The sequence below is a fragment of the Achromobacter aegrifaciens genome (genome assembly GCF_902859735.1).
Classification (GTDB): domain Bacteria; phylum Pseudomonadota; class Gammaproteobacteria; order Burkholderiales; family Burkholderiaceae_B; genus Achromobacter; species Achromobacter aegrifaciens.
The window spans coordinates 107474-124343 of record NZ_CADIJY010000013.1 but is presented as its reverse complement, the minus strand read 5'-3'; the positions used below and the strand labels follow the sequence as shown (position 1 = coordinate 124343).

Sequence of the window (16870 nt, the reverse complement as noted above, 5' to 3'; positions counted from 1 at the left end):
ACGGCGCCGGGCAGGGGCGCGCTCCGGGGCGCCACCCCTGCCGGCGATTCCGCCAGGATGACGGCTCGCGTCCGTCACTCCCCGTATAATCCTTGGTCGAATCCTCCCGCCGTCTGCGGCGGGCCCAGCGGTAAGAGCCGGCGCGCGTTCACGCCGCGGCTCGTTTCACTCTCCCGGATACGTCTTGAATCTCCCCGAGCTTGTTGCCCCCATTGCAGACGATATGAAAGCCGTCGACGCGGTCATCCGCGAGCGGCTGAATTCCGAGGTGGTCCTGATCCGCACGATCGGCGACTACATCATAGGCGCGGGCGGCAAGCGCATGCGCCCGGCCATGGTACTGATGGTGGCGCGCGCGCTGGGCTACGAGGGCACGCACCACCAGCTGCTGGCCGCCGTGGTTGAGTTCATCCACACCGCGACCCTGCTGCACGACGACGTGGTCGACGAATCCGACCTGCGCCGCGGGCGTGAAACCGCCAACGCGGTCTTCGGTAACGCCGCCAGCGTGCTGGTGGGCGACTACCTGTATTCGCGCTCCTTCGAGATGATGGTGGAAGCGAACTCGATGCGCGTCATGAGCATCCTGTCCGAAGCCACCACGGTGATCGCCGAGGGCGAGGTGCTGCAACTGCTGAACGTGCATGATCCGGACGTCTCGCAGGAGCGCTATCTGCAAGTGGTGCGCTACAAGACCGCCAAGCTGTTCGAGGCCGCCGCCCAGGTGGGCGCCGTGCTGGCGGGCGCCACCCCCGAGCAGGAAGCCGCCGCGGCCGCCTATGGCCGCCACGTGGGCACCGCCTTCCAGTTGGTGGATGACGTGCTGGACTACAGCGGCGACGCCGCCGCCCTGGGCAAGAACGTGGGCGACGACTTGCGCGAGGGCAAGCCCACGCTGCCGCTGATCCGCGTGATGGAAGTGGGCACGCCGGAACAGCAGCAATTGATCCGCGACGCCATCAAGACCGGCGACGCCGACTTCGCCGCCGTGGCCGCCGCCATCCAGGCTACCGATGCCCTGGAACACGCCCGCCAGGCCGCCGTGGCCGAAGCGGATCTGGCCCGAAAAGCACTTTCTGCTTACCCCATTTCCCCTTTTCAAAAATCTCTGTTAGAATTCTGCGCTTTCGCGGTGAACAGAGATCGCTAAGCGAATTAGGCGAAAAATCTGGGGCAACCCAGGTGTTGGGAAAACCCGGATGGGAAAGCCCGGTGGCCTGAAACGTGGCGGTTGATAGTGAAAGCGAAAGATGATTTGGTTGCACTGAGCGCAGCGAAGTCAGTAGTAGTAGTAGTAGTAGTAGTAGTAAGAGTTGTACTAAGACTCGGGGCGTAGCTCAGCCTGGTAGAGTACTGCGTTCGGGACGCAGGAGTCGGAGGTTCGAATCCTCTCGCCCCGACCACTCATGTGGTCGAATTCATGAAGGTGTTTCCCGACGCCTTTGGCTGAAAGCCGGTATCGCGCAAGCGTTGCCGGCTTTTTTGCATTTACGTGTCGGATTCAGTCATCCCGCCGTCATTCCGCGTCTCTAGACTCCCGCCTTTTTCGAACAGGCAGCAGAGATGACGAAGGACAGCAAGCACGGCCAGGGTGATACGCAGATCGTGGAGCAGGCGCCGGATGCCTTGCCGCAGGCGCCCGACAACCGGCGGCGCAGCTTGCTGCGCGCCGGCTTGGGCGTGACGCTGTTGCCCATGGGCGGAAGTTTCCTGCTCAGCGGCTGCAATGGCGGCGACGATGACGATGATGATGACGGCGATGGCGGCACGGGCAAGCCTCAGCCGGCCCTGGTGTCGAGCTTTGCGCTGGCGGTGCTGCCGGATACGCAGTTCTATTCTCGCTACGCGACCGACGCCGAGAACCAGCAGTTCATGCGCAAGTACGGCAGCGAGCCCTACCAGGCGCAGACGCGCTGGGTGGCCGAGCACGCCAAGGCGCTCAACATTCCCTTCCTGGTCCATCTGGGCGATGTGGTCGACCAGCAGGGCAAGCCCGACCAGTGGAAGGTGGCCAGCGCCGCGATGAAGGTGCTGGAAGACGCCAAGGTGCCGTACTCGATCCTGGCGGGCAACCACGACGTGATCGTCGACCGCGACTATGTCGACGAGAGCAGCCAGTCGGCCAATACCGACGCGCAGCGCGACCTGGCCAAGGAACCCTACCTGCAGCATTTCAGCGTCACGCGCGCCAAGCAGCAGGCCACCTTCGGCGGCCGCGATGCCAGTGGCTTTCACGAGTACCACATGTTCGAGGCCGAAGGGCAGAAGTTCCTGGTGCTGTCGCTGTCCTGGCGCGCATCGAATGACGCGCTGGCCTGGGCCAACCAGGTGCTGCGCGCCAATCCCACGCTGCCCGCCATTCTGATCAACCACCAGCTGCTGAACATCGACAAGGATGGCGTCAGCCCACTGGAAGTGCCCTACGGCAAGATGCTGTGGGACAAGCTGATCCGCGACAACGATCAGATCTTCATGACGCTCAACGGCCACTACCACGGCGCCACCCGCCTGACCAAGACCAACGCCTATGGCAACGCGGTGGAGGAGATGGTGGTGGATTACCAGATGGCCTACCAGGGCGGCAACGGCCTGATGCGTCTGTACGAATTCGATCTGGGCAACAACGAGATCCGCGTGCTGTCTTTCTCGCCCTGGGTGCCGCAGAAGCCCAAGGACACGCTCAACGCATTTGACCAGGCGGTGCTGACCGCGCCCAACGAGCAGTTCACCATCAAGATGGACTTCGCCAGCCGCTTCTCCGGCTTCAACAAGACGTTCAAGGCGGCGGCGCCCTCGCATACCTCGCTGGTCGAACAGGCTTCGGCGCTGATCCTGGCCAACTACACGGATCCCACGACCGTCGAACAGAAGCCGGCCGCGGACGTCAACGACTACCCGCTGGTGGCGGGGACGCTGGCGCACTGGCGCTTCTTCGGCGGGCAGGCCGGCCTGTCCGTCAAGGTGGGCGAGACCGTCGCGGATCTGACCGGCCTGAATCCGATCCGCCGCGCGGCGCTCAACATAGACGGCGTGGCGGGCGCGCAGGAAGGCGACCTGCTGTGGTCGGACGATCACCATTACCTGTCCGCCGCGCCCGGTTCAGTGCGGTTCCTGAACACCGATAAGAACACCGCGCGCATGAGTTACTTCACCACCGAAGCCACTGCGGCGATCAACGGCGCCACGGTGCCCAACGGCTACACGGTCGAGGCGTTCCTGAAGATCGACCGGGACTGGAGCGCGCAGAAGCACGCCTGGATGAACGTGATGACGCGCGACGGCAAGCGCGGCGATCTGGCCGGGTTCAATGGCGGCGACCCGGAATCCCCGCCCTTGATCTTCGCCGTGTCCAGCTTGCGCGAGATCCAGTGGGAAATCGTGCCGGTCGTGGCGGGTGAGCGCGGCGGCAAGACCAACTGGTCGGGCGAGATCATCGCGGACAAATGGTTCCACGTCGCGGTGGTCAACGACGCCGACACGCACGAGACCATTCTGTACATCGAGGGCGCGCCGGTATTGCGCAACGTCAGCAATGCGCCGGGCCTGGCGACGCTGGCCGCCGACATGCCCTGGGTGATCGGAGCGGGTTCGTGGGACGGCGAACGCGCCGACGGCTTCTTCGGCAGCATCGGCGAGATACGCATCGTGGATAAGGCGCTCAAGCCCGCGCAATGGCTGACCGCGCGCCGCGCGAGCTAGCGCGTCATGCGGGACGCGCGCGACGCGTCCCGCAGGTGTTCAGCGTGGCGCCGCCGCGTCAGCCGCCTCGGCCCGCAGGCACTCGATCAAATCCCGCATCCGCGGCGACAAATCCAGGCTGTGGTGCCGCACGATGCCCAGCGGGCCGAATACGGGAGGCAGCTCGATATCCAGAACGGCAACGCCGCCGCTGCCGGCCGGGTGGCGTGCGACGCAACGGGGCAGCAGCGACAGCAGGTCGCTATTGGCCATCAGCATCATATTGTTCAGGGCCGAGGCCGATTCGATGCGCGACGGCGGGTACTGGCCGTGACGCTGCAGCAGCATGTCCAGGCCGATGCGCGCCGGGCTGCCGCGCGGCGGCATGATCCACGGATAGGCCGCCAGTTGCGCCCAGGAGACCTGGGCCACGTCCGCCAGCGGATGTCCGCTGCGCGCGCATACGCACATCGGCTCTTCGTACAGCACTTGCGTCAGGGTATCGGGCGTGCGCACGGCGGCGCCCATGCGCGCCACCAGCAGGTCCAGCTTGCGGGTGTGCAGGTCTGGCATCAGCGCTTCCAGTGAACCCTCGCGCACCAGCACATTGACATTGGCCGCCTGTTGCTCGAAACGCAGCAGCGCGCGCGGCACCAGGTAGGCCGCCGCCGCCGAGTTGACGCCGACATGGATGGTTTCCGCGTCGAGGCCGGGCGCGGCGGACCATTCGCCGCTCATGCGTTCCAGGTCACCCAGCACCCAGCGGGCGTGACGGATCAGGGAGTCGCCATGGGGCGTGGGGAAGGTGCCCTTCGGGGTCCGGTCGAACAGCCGGGCGCCCAGCATGTCCTCCAGTTCCGCGAGCATGCGCGACACCGCTGGCTGGGTGGTGGCCATGCGTTGCGCCGCCACGCCGACGTTGTGGACTTCGTCCAGCAATAGCATGAGTTGCAGGTGGCGCAGGCGCAGCCGGCCACGCAGATACCAGTCTTGCTGCAGGGGAGCGATGGTGTCGGGAGGGTTCATCTCTACATATCAACTCTGATATGGAAAGTGAAAAATATATCATTGGACTGGAATGATGGGCTGGCCGATGATGATTGCCAGCGAGCCGCCCGCGAATGAGGCGAGCCGCGGGATGGAGACAATCATGCTGAAACTTGTGCGCGGCGCCCTGGCCGCCCTGAGTCTGGCCGTACCTCTGGCCGTTCCCCAGGCGGCCGCCGCGGCTTATCCGGACCGCCCCGTCACGCTGGTCGTGCCCTCGGTGCCCGGCGGCGCGGCCGATGTGGTCGGGCGTCTGGTCGCTGCGGAAATGTCCAAACAATGGAACGTTCCGGTCATCGTGGAAAACCGCGCCGGTGGCGCCGGCGTCATCGGTTCCCAGGCGGTGGCACGCGCCAAGCCCGACGGCTACACGCTGCTGTTGGGGCCGGACGCCTCGTTCACGGCGGTGCCTTACCTGATGCAGGACGTGCCGTATCGTGCCGAGGACTTCGCGCCCGTCGCGACGCTGGCGACCCTGCAGTATGTGTTGGTGGCGGCGCCCACGGCGCCGTTCAAGTCCTTGCGTGAACTGCTGGAGCAGGCGCGCGCCCGGCCCGACTCCATTACCTACGCCAGCGGCGGTCCGGGTTCCACCCATCATCTGGCGATGGCGTTGTTCGAGCATGCCGCCGGCATCTCGCTCAAGCACGTGCCGTACAAGGCCGCGCCCCAGGGCTTTGTCGGCGTGATGGGCAGCCAGGTCGACCTGATGTTCATCGTCGCCAGCACGGCCGTGCCGCAGATCAAGGCCGGCAAGGTGCAGGGGCTGGCGAACGCGGGAGCCGCGCCCATCGCGGGCGCGCCCGACCTGCCGATGGTGAAGGACGCAGTGAAGGACTTCACGTTCTACAGCTGGTTCGGCCTGTTCGCGCCGGCGCAGACGCCCGCTCCGGTGCTGGCCGATTTGCAGCGCGCCGTCGCCGCTGTCCTGAAGAGTCCCGAGGTCCGGGACAAGATGCAGGCCCAGGGCATGATCGTGGGCGACCAGGACGGGCTGGGCTTGAACGAACGCATCGCCCATGACATCCGTGTGCTCGCGCCCGTGCTTTCCGACATCAAGACCGCCACCAGCAAGCAGCAATGAAACGCCCCAACATTCTTCTCATCACGACCGACCAGCATCGCGGCGACTGCCTGGGCTTTGCGGGACGCCGGGTCAAGACGCCGCACATTGATCTGCTGGCGCGCACTGGCACGCATTTCGCGGCCTGCATCACGCCCAACGTCGTCTGCCAGCCTTCGCGCGCCTCCATGCTGACCGGCCTGCTGCCGCTGACGCATGGCGTCTGCGACAACGGCATAGACCTGGACCTGCGTACCGGCGAGGCGGGCTTTGCCGGCAGCCTGGCCGCTGCCGGCTACGACACGGGCTTCATCGGCAAGGCGCATTTCTCCACGCACCACACCTTCCAGGCCACGGGACGGCCCGAATGCCAGTACAGCGAGGCGGGCATGGGACCGGGCTGGGCGGGGCCGTACATGGGCTTCAAGCATGTGGAGCTGGTGGTGGAAGGCCACAACTATTGGCTGCCCACGCCTTTGCCCGGCGGCCTGAATCATTCGCGCTGGCACTACGGCGACGGGTTGGGCGAACTGCGCAACCAGCTGTATGAGACCGACCTGGGCCCGGCCAGCGGCGCGCCGCAGACCTTCCATTCCGCTTTGCTGGCGGCCTGGCACAACTCCGCCTGGATCGGCGATCGCACCATCGATTATTTGCGCGAGCATCGCAATCAGCCGTTCTGCCTGTGGGCATCGTTTCCCGATCCCCATCACCCTTTTGATTGCCCCGAGCCCTGGTCACGCCTGCATCATCCCGACGAGGTCGATCTGCCGCGCCATCGCGTCACCGACTACGATCGCCGGCCCTGGTGGCACAGGGCCAGCATGGAAAGCAAGCCCATGGGCAATGCCGAAGTGCAGGCGGTACGGCAGAATTTTTCGCGCATGCCGACCCAATCAGACGAGGCGCTGCGCCGGATCATCGCCAACTACTACGGCATGATCTCGCTGGTGGACCATCAGGTGGGGCGCATCATGAAGGCGCTGAGCGAGTACGGGCTGGATCAGGACACCATCGTCATCTTCACCTCGGATCATGGCGAATGGCTGGGCGACCACGGGCTGATGCTCAAGGGGCCCATGCCGTATGAAGGCCTGCTGCGCGTGGCCATGGTGGCCAGCGGCCCCGGCATCGCGGCGGGGAGAAAGGTGGAAGACCCGGTTTCCACGCTGGACCTTGCTGCGACCTTCTGCGACTACGCCGGCGCATCGGCCCTGGGGCCGCAACACGGCCGCAGCTTGCGTCCGTTGCTGGAAGGCGGGGATGCCACCCGCGAGTTCGCCTTGAGCGAATGGGACGTGGCGGCATCGCGCTGCGGCGTGGAGCTGAAGCTGCGCACGGTGCGCACGCGCGACTGGAAGCTGACCGTCGAACTGGGCAGCGGCGCGGGCGAGATGTATTGCCTGGCCGAAGATCCGGACGAGATGGACAATCTCTTCGACGATCCGGGTCATGCCGCGAAACGGCGGGAACTGGCCGCCATGCTCGCAACCCGGCCTGCGGACCAGTTGCCGGCGCGCGTGCCGGCATCGGGTATCGCTTGAACCTGCGGCGCAAACCGGACGGTCAAGCCTGTTCGGTGGTCGGCTGGCCAGCAGGCTTGGCCAGGGCGCTTTTCACCGCGGCGAGCACGTCGTCGCAGATGAGCGTCACCGCGTCCGCCGACCCGCGCACGCCTGGCTGTTTCAGGCGGGTATCGAGCTGAGCGCACTGTTCGGCCAGCGCGGGCAGGCGGAAAATGGCCAGCATGCCGCGCAAGGCGTGCAGTTCGCCGCGCAGGCTGCCGCTGTCTTCGTCGATGGCAGCGCGTTTGATGGTGTCCAGGGACTGCGCGCAAGATTGCTCCAGCGTGCGCAGCAGCGCCGGGGGGAAGGCGCGTCCACCGGTCAAGGCTTGCGGACCGTTATCGGCCGCAGCCGGTGCTTGTTGCGGGCCGCGGCCGGCTTGCCCGCATACGTCCAGCAAGGCGTGTTCGAGTTCGGCCAGCGGCAAAGGTTTGGTCAGCACCCGCGCGATGCCGGCTTCATTGCAGCGCTGCCGCTCGTGTTTCGTCACGCAGGCCGTGGCGGCGATGACGGGCATGTCCGGCCGCATGGATCGGGCCTGTCGGGCCAGCGCGTAGCCGTCCACGCCGGGCATCGCGAGATCGGTGACCAGCACGTCATAGCGGTGCGCTGCCAGCAGTGCGCAAGCCTGCGCACCTCCCTCCGCCAGATCGACTTCGCAGCCCAGCAGCTTGAACTGTTCTTCGAACAGGCCGCGGTTGGCGGCGTTGTCTTCGGCCACCAGCACCCGCAACGAGCGGGTCGAATGCCGCGGCGCGGGCGCGGGGGCCGCGGTGGACAGGGGCGCGTCCTGCAGCACATGCCGCAAGGCCGAGGCCAGGCCATGCAGTCCGTACATCGAAACGCTGAGCTTGCGTCCCGTGTCCTGCGGCGTGGCGGGTCCGAGCATGCCGCAATCGATCACCCATGAAGATTGGTCCAGCAACCTGTCTTCGTCCTCCGGCTGCCAGTCCGTCTTGTCGCCCCAGATGATGAGGACCGTCGCTTCGTCCAGCGTGTCCTCGTCCAGTTCGGATGGATGGCGGCGGGCGTTGACGCGCAGTCCCCAGGTTCGCAGGACGGCTTCCAGGCCGTGACGGCAGTTGTCGCGCGCGGCCAGCAGCAACACCTGCTCGCCGGCGAACCATGGCCTGTCGGCCTCGGCGTTTTCGATGCCCAGCGGCAAGGAGAACGCGAACAGGCTGCCGCTTCCAGGTTCGCTGCGCACGGACAGGGAGCCGCCCATTGCCTCGACCAACCGGCAACACAGGGTCAGCCCCAGGCCCGTGCCGCCATAGCGCCGGCCTATGGTCGCGTCGGCCTGGCTGAAAGCGCGAAAGACACTCCGAGTCTGTTCTTCCGTCATGCCCATGCCGGTGTCCTCCACCTCGACGGCGATGCGGGCCGCGTCGGTGCGGGTACGCAGCACCACCTTGCCGTGGTCGGTGAATTTGATGGCATTGGAGAGCAGGTTGTGGATCACTTGTCCCAGTCGGGTGGCATCCCCTCGCATGGGCTGCCTGAGCGCAGCGCCCAGATCGCCGAGCAAGGCCAGTCCTTTGGCCTGGGCCTGGGGCGCGAACATGGATAGGGCGTGCGAGGCGACTTCGAGCAGGTCGAACTCCGTCTGCTCCAGGCTCAGTTCGCCGGCCTCGATCTTGGAGAAGTCCAGCACGTCGCTGATCGTGGCCAGCAGCAGTCCCGACGACACCCGCACGGTTTCGAGATGATTGCGCTGGATTGGCGCCAGGCGCGAGCGCGAGAGCAGCTCAAGGTGTCCCAGGATGGCGTGCAGCGGCGTGCGTATTTCATGGCTCATCGCCGCCAGGAAGGCCGACTTGGCGGCATTGCCGCGGTCCGCGGCGGCCTTGGCTTCACGCAGGCGGTGGGCCAGCTGATATTTTTCGGTGACGTCGATGAACGCAGCCACGACCACGTTAGATCCGCGGTAGCGTGCGCCTGCCATGCTGACCGACAAGGTGACGGGAGTGCCATCGCAGGCAACGAACGAGAGGTCTTCCTCCACCACATCCGTATCGCGCCTGCCTGCGGCCGTGCCGGCGCGCCGCCGATAACGATTGGCCAGCTCTGCCGAAAGGCTGAATTTTCCCACGCCCACGCGCGCGGTCATCTTCTCCATGGCCGGGCTGTGCAACAGCGGACTGCCGCTGGCAGCGTCGATCAGACCCAGGCCCACGGGAGCCGTCTCGATGAGCGTGCGGTTGAGATGCTCGCTCTCCAGCGCCAGCCTGGAACGGTTCATCAAGGGCCGGACCACGCGCAGCTCGAAGTAGAGCAGCAGCGCCCATATCAACGCCAGCGTGGTTGCGGTCATGGTCGCGGGCGTGGTCAGCTGTGCGCTGATGGCATTGACGATGCTGCTCCAGTCCAGCGTGAAGACCAGCACCCAGCCCGTCGGGCCCAATCCTTCTGAAATCGAGAACTGGCCAGAGCGCGTTCTTTCCTGGCGCGTTCCGGCAGGGATATCGGCGAGGTCGGCGGCCGGAGCGGTTTCCTGCGCGTCGCCGGCACTGCCGCCCGGCGACGCAGCGATGAGTTGGCCGCTGGCGGACATGATGGCGAAGTCGCCCGCCTGCCGGTTTGCCGCCTGCGAGGCGCCGGGTTGCAGGGGGGAATACTCCGTCACCAGCACGGCGACCGGCACGCCCTTGTCCAGTATGGTTCCACCGATGCGGAAGACCTGCTTACCCGTGATCGGATTAGCGACGGGAGGGATCCAGCGCAAGGAGCGCCATGTGTCGGTGCCGGCATCGGTCGCGATCAGCATGCGCCGGCTGACTTCGCCGGTCAGCAGGGCGAGGTAGCGGTCGCGGTCCGCCAGGATCCTCTGGCGGACCGCTGCTTCGGGGGCAGGGACCAGGCCGGCGATGCTGCCATTGACCCCAAAGAAGAACGAGGCCAGCGAGTTGTCATGGGCCGCGGGCCCGCCTGAGGGAACGCGTCCGATCTGCTCGGCCAGATTGAAGAACTTTCCTGTCGCAGCGTTCGTCACCCGGCCGCCGCCCGAACCCAATATCCATTGAGAGCGGGAATCCTCGTCGGCCTCCACCAGCAGTTCTTCGCCCCGGCTGCGGTACTTTGCGATCTGGGCCGCGTCAAAGGGCGCCGCTTCCCGCCACATCAGCTCCGCGCTTGCCAGGCTGATGCGGAAGGCGTTCTCGCGCGTATAGATTTCCTTCATGAGCACGGCGTGTTCGGCCACGAACGATTGGCGCACGTACTCCAGATATTTTTCGGCGGTGGTCTTGGCTTCCAGGGCGAAGGTCAGCAGCACCGCGACCGTGATCAGCACGCCGCCGCCCAGGCTCTGCCAGCGCTGATAGCGGCGAAAGCGCGTCACGGTGTCGAGCCGCGAGGGGCTCAGGCGGTGGCGTAGTCGAATCAAGGCGCGGGAGGATGGGTGTCAGGCGGCGCCGGCATGCCGTCTCGGATAGGCGGGCGCTGCGGGTTTCTGGGGGCGGGCGCAGCTACTTGAACATTATTCCGGCCCGTTTGGCGCAAAGGCTTGCCAGCGGCTTTGACATGGATCAAGCGGCTGCCACTCGGGTCTGGTCGCGTCCAGCGTGTCGACATTGAACAAGGGGCAAGCACTGGTACCGCTGGAGACTCAGGCCGCTTTCTCGCCCTTCACGTCGGGTGGCGTCATATCGGCCATCGGCAGGGCGGCGCAGCCGTACCGGACCAGGTCCGCGTCGCGTTCGATGCCCAGCTTCCTCATCGCGCTGCGCTTCTGTGAGCTGACCGTCTGCACGCTGCGGCTGGAAATACGCGATATCTCGGTGATGGTTGCGCCCGCGCAAAACAGACGGATGATCTCTGCCTCTCGCCGCGTCAACCGCGGCTGTTGCGGCGAGAGGGATTCGCGGATGATCATGTCCTTCACCGTCGGCGAATAGTAGGTCCGGCCGCGGCTCATCGCGTGTATCGCTTCGGCGATATGGCGCGTTGAATCTGCCTTGCTGAGGATGCACAGGTTCTTTTCGGCCAGCAGCGCCCGCAGCAGCGTGGGATGCTCGACCATGGTGAGCACGGCCACTCGCAGCGCCGGGAAGCGCCGCCGCAAAAATCCGATGAGCCCCAGCCCGTCGCCGTGCTTGCCGCCCGGCATCGCGTAGTCCGAGACCACCGCGTCGCACGGTTGAGTTTCAAGCAGGGCCACCAGGTCCGTGGAGTTCCTGGCGCAGCCGATCACTTCGATGGCCGGATCTCGCGCGAGCTCGTGGCTCACGCCCAGGGACACGATGGGATGGTCGTCGGCAATGATGACGCGGATGCGGCCGTGTGACATGTTTCTTTCCCCGTTCATCCAGAGCCTGCTGCGGAACTGCCGTGCGTCCATGGCGATTGCCGCCAAGTTTCGCAAGCAGGCGTTTGAAACGCTGTATGTGCGCGGCTGCTGTGGCGATGCCGCGTGCCGCCATATTACCGACGGCGTCCTCGCCAAAGAATAGGAGGAGTACTAAAGTGCGGCGCTCGTCGCAGCCGCCGCCACCCCCAACTCCGCGGCAGGCGACTGCCGAATCGTAGTAGTACGACCCCGATTTCGTAGTCTTCCCACAGTTCCACTCCCGTCCGCTCCGTATTCTGCCGGCAGGACGAGAATCGCCCGGCTTGGCAGGAGCGGCAGCCGGCCCGGGGGCAAACGCTTCCTGTGAAAAAAAGGCAGAGAGCAGGGGGCGGGAGATGACAGGGGAGAACGCGCGCCATCGGATGGCTGCGCTGGCCGCCGGGCTGGTCATGGCGTTGTGTGCGGACGTCTCGCGGGCGCAGATCCCGGATGCGGGGCGCGCCATGCGCGACCTGCAATCGGTCTTGCCCGCCATGCCCCCGGGTGGCACGGCTCCGGAGGTGCAATTGCCCGAACCGCAGCCGCCCGCAGCCGCGTCCGGCGAAGCGGCCACAGGCCCCGCCGTCAAGGTGCTCGAGTTCCGCTTCGAAGGCAACCGCGCCGTTGACGACGCGACGCTGCGGGCGCTGCTGGCCGATCTGGCGGGCACGGCGCTGACGTTTCCGGACTTGCGCCTGGCCGCTGATCGCGTCACCGCTTACTACCATGATCGGGGCTATGTGCTGGCGCGCGCCTACCTGCCGCCGCAAGACATCGATGCGGGCGTCCTGCGCATCGCCGTGCTGGAGGGCAGCTATGGCGAGATCGGTCTGCGAAACCGCTCGCGGATCCGCGATGCTGTGCTGGAACAGCCGCTCTCCGTTCTGCGTCCGGGGGATGCAGTGCAGGCCCGTGAGCTGGAGCGCGCGCTGCTGTTGCTCAGCGAGCTGCCCGGCGTGGCGGTGAAGGGAACGCTGCGGCCCGGCGCCGAAACCGGCAGCACCAGCCTGCTGGTGGATGCCGAGGCGGGACCGCTCGTCTTCGGCAGCGTGGACGCGGACAATTTTGGCGGCTACTACACCGGCGAATACCGGCTGAGCGGAAGCATCGGCGTCAATAACCCCCTGCGCCTGGGCGACCAGCTCAATCTGCGACTGTTGGGGAGCGATGGCGGGCAGCGCTACTACAACGCCGGCTATCAGCTTCCCCTTGGCTCCTGGTCCACGCGCGTCGGCATTGGCATGTCCAGCATGCGGTACGAACTCGGCAGGCGTTTCGAACCCCTGGGTGCGCACGGCCGCGCCGACGTGTCGACCGTGTTCATCCAGCAGCCCTTGGTGCGCACGCGCCGCGCCAGCTTGCGCCTGCAATTGCAGCACGAGCGCAAGCGTCTGGTCGACAGCATGGATCTCTTCGACGTAAGCAGCAGCAAGCGTATCGGGCTATGGACCGTGGCCCTGGCCGGCAGCAGCGAGGACGGATGGCTCGGCGGCGGAAGGACCATCTTGCAGCTGTCGCATGGCCGCGGCCGACTGCGCCTGGGCGATTCGCAAGCCGAGCGCGAGGACCGTCTGACCGTGCGCACTGCGGGCGGGTTCGCCAAGACCAATCTTTCGGCCAGCCGACTGCAGCAGCTCGTGGGCCGCCTGCAGGTGTATGCGCGGCTGGACGCGCAATGGGCGTCGAAGAACCTGGACAGTTCCGAGAAATTCAGCCTGGGCGGACCCTATGGCGTACGCGCCTATCCGCTGGGCGCGGCCAGCGGCGACGAGGGCTGGCTGGCCGGCGTCGAACTGCGCTACCAACTGGCTCCCGGGTGGCAGGCGAGCGCCTTTGCGGACCGCGGCAGCGTGCGCCTGAGCAAACAGCGCTGGACGCGGGGAGGCAACCGCAACGACCTGAGTGCGGCGGGATTCGGCATCACGCAGTACGGCGCCAACCATCAGGTGAACCTGCGCATCGCCTGGCCGATGGGCCGGCGGCTACCCGCGACGGAAGCGGACCGCGAGCCCCGCTTGTGGTTTCAGGCGTCGCGCTACTTCTGACGCAGGCGCATCACGCGCGCAGTTTTCTCAACCGGCGCAGTCTGCCGTGGCGGCGGATGCGCCATTCTCGCGAGGCAATCATGAACAAGACATATGCATTGGTATGGAACGAGGTCAGACAAAGTTGGAGCGTGGCGCGCGAGTCTGCGCGCCGCCATGGAAAATGCGGCGGCGGCAGGCGTAGTCGCGTTGCCGCGCTGGCCCTGATCGGGCTGGCGGGCCTGTCTGGCGCGCATGCTGCACCGACGGGAGGGACGATCGCAGCCGGCAATGGCATAGGCGATATCCACACCACGCTGGACCAGAAACAGGTGTCGATCAATCAGCACACGCAAAAGCTGATCATCGATTGGAACAGCTTCAGTATCGGCGCCGACGAACGTGTCGCCTTCAACCAGCCTGGCGCCGGATCCATCGCGCTGAACCGGGTGAACGGCCTGTCGCCAAGTTCGATCCTGGGACGCATGGACGCAAATGGCCAGGTTTTCCTCGTCAACCCCAACGGCATCGTCTTCGGCAGGGGCGCGGAGGTCAACGTGGGCGGACTGGTAGCGTCGACCAAGCAGCTTTCCGACGCCGATTTCAACGCGGGCAACTATCGCTTCGCCGGGCCATCGGAGGCCTCCGTATTGAACCAGGGCGTGATTGCCGCGCGCGACCGCGGCAGCGTCGCGCTGCTGGGCGCCAAGGTCAGCAATCAGGGTGTGATCCAGGCGCGGCTGGGGCGGATCGCGCTGGCAGCCGGCGCAGAGTTCACTGTGAACTTCGACGGCAACGGCTTGCTCGATTTGCGGATGGATGGCGCCGCGCTGTCCGCCCTGGCCGAGAATGGCGGCCTGCTGAGCGCCGACGGCGGGCAGGTGCTGATGACGGCCAGCGCCGCGGGAGCGGCCTTGCGCACGGTGGTCAACAGCCAGGGCATCATCGAAGCGAAGACGCTGCAGGGTCAAGGCGGCAAGATTACGTTGGACGGCGGCGCCGCCGGCGTGGTGGTGGCTGCGGGCAAGCTGAATGCCAGCGCGCTTGCCTCGCTTGGCAACGGCGGCGAGGTGGAGATGCGGGGGCAGCAGGTGGCCGTGCGGCTTGGCACTGAGGTCGACACGCGGGCATTGAACGGCGATAGCGGCACCTGGCGCATCGCGTCGGCAGGGGTGACGGTGGGCGAAAACGCCACCGCGGCAAACGTCACGGTGCACGCGGACACCGTCGCCAGCAATCTCGCGGCCACCAACATCGTGCTGGAAGGCGCTGCGGGCGACGTCGCGCTCAATGGCCCGATCGCTTGGCACAGCGGCAACACGCTCGGCTTGGTTGCGGCGGGTGATATCGCGGTCAACGCAGACCTGGCCGCAACCGGCCAGAACGCCGCCATCGCCCTGTCCGCCGGCGGGGAAATCGCGCTTAACGGCAAGACTGCCATTACCGGCATCAATGGCGCCTTGTCCTTGCAGGCGCCGGGAGGTCATGTGCTGGGCGAAGGGGCGGTGATCACGCTGTCCGGCGCAGGCGCATCGTTCAGCGCCCATGGCCAGCGTTACGCGGTGATCCAGAACCTTGCCCAGCTACAGGACATCGACCGCAACCTGAGCGGCCTGTACGTGCTGGGCAACAACCTGAGCGGACGCGGCTCGATCCAGGCCATAGGCGGTCCGCATGGCATCTTTTCAGGCGTCTTCGACGGTCTGGGCAATACGCTCAGCGGCTATTCGGTCAGCGGCGCCGGTCCCAACGTGGGCTTGTTCGCCGCCTCGTCCGGCAGCATCAGCAATGTCAACCTGGCATCGATGGCTGTCAATGCGCCTGGCACCGGCGCGGCATCCATGTCGGTGGGCGCGCTGGTGGGCCGCAACTCGGGCCAGATCGTCAACGTGTCCACGTCCGGGATGCACGTGAAGGGCAGTTCGTATCACCGTAACGTGGTGGGCGGCCTGGTGGGCACCAACGCCGGCGGCAGTATCGACCGCGCCACCGTCGCAGGCAGCGTATATGCAGGTTCGCACACGATCGCCATAGGCGGGCTGGCAGGTGAAAACCTGAATTCCGCGACGAGCCGCGGCGTCATTACGCGCAGCGTCTCGCGCAATGTCGTATCGGGAGCGATGCAGCGCGATGAGCTGGGCGGCATGGGCGGTCTGGTTGGCGTGAACCGCGGCCTGATCGCGGATGCCTCCAGTCATGCGAGCACGCAGGCCACGGGAGCTGGCCACAATGTGGGCGGGCTGGTGGGCAGCAATCTGGGCGGCGACATCGAACGCTCGCTTGCGACCGGACGGGTGCAGAACGGCAGCGATGCATACACCGGCGGCCTGGTGGGGTTGAATAGCGGGGCCATTTCAGGCTCGGCCGCCGAAGGTGGCGTCAGTGCCGAGGGCGGCGGCTCCACCGGCGGCCTCGCAGGGCGCAACAGCGACGGCGGCTTGCTGCTGGACGTCAAGGCCGCAGGCGATGTGACGGCCGCCTATGGTGTCAATGTGGGCGGCCTGGTCGGCGCCAACGATGGACGCATCGATACGGCGGAGGCGGGTGGCGAGGTCAAGGCCGGCTACAACCGGAATGGAGGCCGGGCGGGCGGTTTGGCCGGCTATAACAGCGGCACGATAGAAGCCTCGGTCGCCCGCGGCAAGGTTGCTGGCGGACACTATGGGTACAGCGGGGGACTGGTCGGCTACAACACCGGCACGCTGGGCACGGTCAACGCCAGCGGCAACGTGACAGCGGGGCAGGGCAGTGCGGTCGGGGGGCTGGTCGGCGCCAATCAGGGCCTGATCGTTTCGGCGATGGCCAATGGCAATGTCTACGGCGGCGTCAACAGCCGTGCCGGTGGCATGGTGGGAGAGAACGGCGACATGGGTGAGATCCGGCAGTCCTCTTCCTCGGGCGAAGTGGGTGGCGCGAGCCGCGCCCTGCTGGGGGGCATTGCTGGGTTGAACCAGGGCGAAATCTCCTATTCCAGCGCGAGCGGCAAGGTGAATTTCGTGAACTCCCTTCAGCATACCTACGGCGGCCTGGCCGGCGCGAACTACGGCGTGCTGCGCGCCAACAGCACGTTGGGGCTGGCATCCCTGGTGCCGCCGGTGGGCTTGAACTACGGGATTGTCGAGCGTTGATCGACAGTGCATGAACAGGGCCATGGACGCGCGCGTCC

Annotated in this window: 9 protein-coding genes and 1 tRNA gene; 7 read left to right on the top strand and 3 right to left on the bottom strand. The window is 66.3% G+C overall.

From position 1 onward, the window contains the following. Positions 1–184 precede the first annotated feature (184 nt). The 3 genes from ispB to HV766_RS25295 all read left to right on the top strand — a co-directional run bounded on the left by ispB (position 185) and on the right by HV766_RS25295 (position 3699). A complete protein-coding gene (gene ispB / locus HV766_RS25305; protein WP_054457702.1) occupies positions 185–1150 on the top strand; it encodes an octaprenyl diphosphate synthase in 966 nt (321 codons plus the stop codon). A 176-nt stretch (positions 1151–1326) separates the two neighbouring features. Further along, positions 1327–1403 (top strand) — tRNA-Pro (locus HV766_RS25300). Between the two features lie 160 nt (positions 1404–1563). Further along, on the top strand, positions 1564–3699 hold the full coding sequence (locus HV766_RS25295) for a laminin G domain-containing metallophosphoesterase family protein (protein ID WP_175182049.1): 2136 nt from the start codon (positions 1564–1566) through the stop codon (positions 3697–3699). A gap of 39 nt (positions 3700–3738) precedes the next feature. Here HV766_RS25295 and HV766_RS25290 read toward each other — a convergent pair whose 3' ends face one another. After that, a complete protein-coding gene (locus HV766_RS25290; protein WP_175182048.1) occupies positions 3739–4704 on the bottom strand; it encodes a LysR family transcriptional regulator in 966 nt (321 codons plus the stop codon). A gap of 124 nt (positions 4705–4828) precedes the next feature. On the opposite strand from HV766_RS25290, the gene HV766_RS25285 reads away from it, so the two are divergent. Together HV766_RS25285 and HV766_RS25280 are read left to right on the top strand one after the other, a co-directional pair. Next, positions 4829–5809 (top strand): Bug family tripartite tricarboxylate transporter substrate binding protein, encoded by a 981-nt coding sequence (locus HV766_RS25285; RefSeq protein WP_175160802.1) that lies wholly within the window; start codon positions 4829–4831, stop codon positions 5807–5809. Further along, positions 5806–7332 (top strand): sulfatase-like hydrolase/transferase, encoded by a 1527-nt coding sequence (locus HV766_RS25280; RefSeq protein ID WP_175182047.1) that lies wholly within the window; start codon positions 5806–5808, stop codon positions 7330–7332. The genes HV766_RS25285 and HV766_RS25280 overlap by 4 nt, the downstream gene beginning before the upstream one ends. A 22-nt stretch (positions 7333–7354) precedes the next feature. Here the strand turns inward: HV766_RS25280 and HV766_RS25275 are convergent, their stop codons facing one another. Next, on the bottom strand, positions 7355–10738 hold the full coding sequence (locus HV766_RS25275) for an ATP-binding protein (protein WP_175182046.1): 3384 nt from the start codon (positions 10736–10738) through the stop codon (positions 7355–7357). A gap of 222 nt (positions 10739–10960) precedes the next feature. After that, a complete protein-coding gene (locus tag HV766_RS25270) occupies positions 10961–11692 on the bottom strand; it encodes a response regulator (RefSeq protein ID WP_306650739.1) in 732 nt (243 codons plus the stop codon). A 344-nt stretch (positions 11693–12036) separates the two neighbouring features. Here HV766_RS25270 and HV766_RS25265 point away from each other — a divergent pair, with 344 nt between their 5' ends. Beyond that, positions 12037–13725, top strand: a complete 1689-nt coding sequence (locus tag HV766_RS25265) for a ShlB/FhaC/HecB family hemolysin secretion/activation protein (RefSeq protein ID WP_175182045.1) — start codon at positions 12037–12039, stop codon at positions 13723–13725. 80 nt (positions 13726–13805) lie between these two features. Continuing rightward, positions 13806–16832, top strand: a complete 3027-nt coding sequence (locus HV766_RS25260; RefSeq protein WP_175182044.1) for a two-partner secretion domain-containing protein — start codon at positions 13806–13808, stop codon at positions 16830–16832. Positions 16833–16870: the final 38 nt, after the last annotated feature.